The sequence below is a fragment of the Planktothrix sp. FACHB-1355 genome, assembly GCF_014748295.1.
In the GTDB taxonomy this organism is placed as follows: Bacteria; Cyanobacteriota; Cyanobacteriia; order Cyanobacteriales; family Aerosakkonemataceae; genus Aerosakkonema; species Aerosakkonema funiforme_A.
The window spans coordinates 1-2479 of the sequence record NZ_JACJUP010001055.1; the positions used below are offsets into that span (position 1 = coordinate 1).

Genomic DNA, 2479 nt, shown 5'->3' on the forward strand with positions numbered 1-2479 from the left:
CGGTTTCTTCAAGTTTCCTCATTAACTGCCGCTCCAACTCAATCAGATAATCTCTGCCGTAGGAGCCATTCTCCAAGGTTTCGATAAGATGAGATGGAAGATCCTGGGAGATTTCCTCACTACACGAACCTGCCGCTAGTGCGATCGTCGCTACCGTATCCACATCTCCCCCAAAGGAAATGCAATCCTTCAAGAGTTCGCTGAGAGAATTATTTCGCATCACTGCGGTAATTGCTGCCCTTACGCTCATCCAACCTTTCGATTTTACCTTTCCTTGCCACGGTTTCGACCATTGACCGGGTACGTACCCCTCGACAAACTGCCCTAGCTGACTTTTTGGCCCCAGCCGGTAAATAAAGTAATGGGATATGAGAGCAGCGGCTGTGGCGGCGTTAATTCCATCCGGCGTATTATGGGTGATGGCCGCCTGGATTTTTGCATATTCCATGACTTTCTCTACTGTCGGGAACACGCCGATCGGAGCAGCACGCATCGCTGCTCCGCTTTTGTCGCTCTAGGGTTTATTTTCGCTAAAAACTCTTCTCCATCGCGAATTTCGAGCAAAAAATGGTAAAATCTGTTGGCGTAACCTTCTCTGGGATCTCTTTTAAAGGCGGTGACAAACCATTTGGCAAGGACTTCCGGTGTCCAGGGCTCTCCAGCGACGATCGCTTCTGCGATCGCTATGCTCATCTGTGTATCGTCAGTATAACAGCCTGGTGTGAGCGGGTGGCTGGGATTCTGCACATATCTGCTCAAATCGTTGTAGCCAAGATTTATCATCTCATCAGCGTATTCAAAACCTGCACCGTAGGCATCTGCGATCGCTAATTCCAGCAACATAGATTTTTTTGTATTATTTTTGTAGCTTATGTAATATACATATCTGAATTTATAACTGGGAACTTGGATTAACAAATAATTTTATACTTCTTTACAGAAGATGAGCGATTACTTCCATTTTAAAATAGGCGAGCTATTGCTAAATAAATAAGCGCAAAAGTTTGTGAAGTAAGGGTTTTGCGAAATTAGAGAAAAATTTTAGCACCTGATAGCAGCCAAAAAGTAAAGTTTAGTTGCACAGGCTTGCTGCCTTTTGGTGTGGGTGGTAAATTAAGAATTGAAGCAAGAAAAGCTTCCCTGGCAGACCAAACAGCCAAGTGAAACTGAGTTAAGAGGAAAAAAGCGCTGTTTAATTTTAATCTGTCTCGTCCAAATACAATAACACCCAACCCAGAAGTTGATATTTCCTAAAATGGTTGATAGAGAGCGATAGAACTGATTGATTGTACCGAAATTCGGTGAATTGTTAAATCAGTGCAACTCTAGATAGAATTACCAAAGAGAAGGAAATCACTCAGCAAGTAAGGGCTTGGGTGTTGTTGTATTTAAGAGAGAATTTGATAGGGCGACATGGCCATAATTGCTCTGAGAGCTTGGTATCTGGAAAAGTACGAGCCAGTCAAAGAACTGGAAAAGCGCCCCCAAGACTTGCGCCTTAGCAAAAACAGTCTGTTGAAAACTGGTTTGCGAGCCGACTTTTTAGAAGACAGCGAAGAAGTGAAACGATCGGCTTGGTTTGGGCGCTACCTGGATGGGGAAATAGTTGAGTTTTACATAGAAGGGAGCGGCGGATATGCCATCTCCAACATAGATTTGAGCAGTCACGAAATTTACTTCACCAAACAAGCGGTGATGGGGCAGTTAGATCCAATTATCTTTTTGTGCTATCAAACTGAGTATGCAGCCGCCAGCGAAGCACTGCGACAAGAACTGCGGCAAACCCTGGAAAAACTCAACAAGCGATCGCGCTTGCCCCTTAAATTAGAAGAATCCCAACGTCCCACGGATAGTCCCATCCGGCTGAACAGCTCGGTAATGCGTAAAATACGTAAAAGCTTGTTGTTTATAGCTGACGGTACACCGATCGCTAGCATTGAAGGCACGGGAACCGCTCGCCAGATCTTACCCAGCCCCAAAGTTTGCTTGGAAGTAGGCTACGCTCTCCAAAACAAGCGAACAGAACAAATCTTGCTAGCCCAGATGGAGCGAAAAGATATGGCAGGGGTTTATCCGTTCGATTTACCCAACTATCAACAGCTATTGTTTAAAAACGAGGCAGAATTGGCTAAAATGCTTCCTCAAGTCATCGAGGCGCAATTGCAGCGGTTTAATTTATTTTCCCAATCTGCTTGAGGACAGAGAGCCGATCGAAAAAATACTTGGGTTCAAAAGAAAGCGGGTTTCTGGGAACGGAAATCGATAATATAGTTTGGGAACAATCACACAAACCTGATTTTGGCTCCGAGAAAGACTTTTTGGATTGCAGTCCCCGATGCAGCCCATAATATTTTCGATGCAGTAAACATAATTCAAGCTTATGCCCAGAACTCCTGACGAATTTGCCGTACACCTTTTACTAGAGGGTGGTCACCGGGAAGAAGTTCGTTTTAAGACTATTCAAGAATTCCAAAAATGG

The 2479-nt window shown here is 44.4% G+C and carries 3 protein-coding genes; 1 reads left to right on the forward strand and 2 read right to left on the reverse strand.

The annotated features are described in order from the left end of the window. Together H6S82_RS34200 and H6S82_RS34205 are read right to left on the reverse strand one after the other, a co-directional pair. Positions 1-493 (reverse strand): ADP-ribosylglycohydrolase family protein (locus H6S82_RS34200; RefSeq protein WP_277926601.1); only part of this gene is annotated, 493 nt, incomplete at its 3' end. Further along, complete coding sequence (locus tag H6S82_RS34205) at positions 457-843, reverse strand: ADP-ribosylglycohydrolase family protein (RefSeq protein ID WP_255512212.1); 387 nt, start codon at positions 841-843, stop codon at positions 457-459. The genes H6S82_RS34200 and H6S82_RS34205, both read right to left, overlap by 37 nt. Before the next feature lie 570 nt (positions 844-1413). Between H6S82_RS34205 and H6S82_RS28865 the strand changes: the two genes are divergently transcribed. After that, complete coding sequence (locus H6S82_RS28865; RefSeq protein WP_190464364.1) at positions 1414-2196, forward strand: hypothetical protein; 783 nt, start codon at positions 1414-1416, stop codon at positions 2194-2196. Positions 2197-2479 lie beyond the last annotated feature (283 nt).